The following is an 846-nucleotide window of genomic DNA, read 5'->3' as shown; positions in this document are numbered from 1 at the left end:
GCCTGGCGCAGCAGCTTCAGATGGTGCGAGACCGTCGGCTGGGACAGGTCGAAGGACGGGGTCAGGTCGCAGACGCAGACCTCGCCGCCCGCCCGCGAGGCGATCATCGACAGCAGGCGCAGCCGGACGGGGTCGCCGAGCGCCTTGAACACCTTCGCCAGCTCCGCGGCCTGGTCCTCGTCCAGGGGAGCGGTGAGCAGTCCGGGGCAGCAGTCGGCGCTTCCGGAGGCGCTGGCGGTTCCGGCTGTTCCGTCGGTCTGGTCGAGCAGCACCAGGTCTTGATTCGACATGCGTCTATGTTGACAGACTTCGATGCAGCGCGTCAATCTTGCATCGACAGTTATCGATTCAGGCGTCCTGGATGTCGTCGTGGAGGTCGTGGACGCCGAACGAAACCGGATGGAGTTCCGCCATGTCCCGTGCTCAACTCGCCCTGCGCGTCCCCGACCTGGAGGCGTCGGTCGCCTTCTACTCGAAGCTGTTCGGCACCGAACCGGCCAAGCGGCGGGAGGGATACGCCAACTTCGCCATCATCGAGCCCCCGCTCAAGCTCGTCCTGATCGAGGGTGGCCCCGGCGAGGAGACCCGGCTGGACCACCTGGGCATCGAGGTCGAGTCCACCGGTCAGGTGAGCGCCGCCACCACCCGCCTCAAGGACGCTGGTCTCGCCACCTTCGAGGAGAATGACACCTCCTGCTGCTACGCCCTCCAGGACAAGGTGTGGGTGCACGGCCCCGGCAAGGAGCCGTGGGAGGTGTACGTCGTGAAGGCCGACGCCGACACCCTCGGCAGGAGCGCCGACCCCGAGACCCACCCCGAGGCCGACCCCGCCGCCGCGGCCGACGG

The 846-nt window shown here is 68.2% G+C and carries 2 protein-coding genes; one reads left to right on the top strand and one right to left on the bottom strand.

The genetic code is table 11. From position 1 onward, the window contains the following. A partial coding sequence (locus CCN72_RS29300; protein ID WP_086810984.1) for an ArsR/SmtB family transcription factor occupies positions 1-290 on the bottom strand: 290 nt, incomplete at its 3' end. A gap of 122 nt (positions 291-412) precedes the next feature. Between CCN72_RS29300 and CCN72_RS29295 the strand changes: the two genes are divergently transcribed. After that, positions 413-846 (top strand): ArsI/CadI family heavy metal resistance metalloenzyme (locus CCN72_RS29295; RefSeq protein ID WP_107430182.1); only part of this gene is annotated, 434 nt, incomplete at its 3' end.

The organism is Streptomyces murinus, assembly GCF_002154555.1.
Taxonomy (GTDB): Bacteria; Actinomycetota; Actinomycetes; order Streptomycetales; family Streptomycetaceae; genus Streptomyces; species Streptomyces murinus.
The sequence above is the reverse complement of the archived record's forward strand: the minus strand, read 5'-3'. Positions and strand labels throughout refer to the sequence as shown.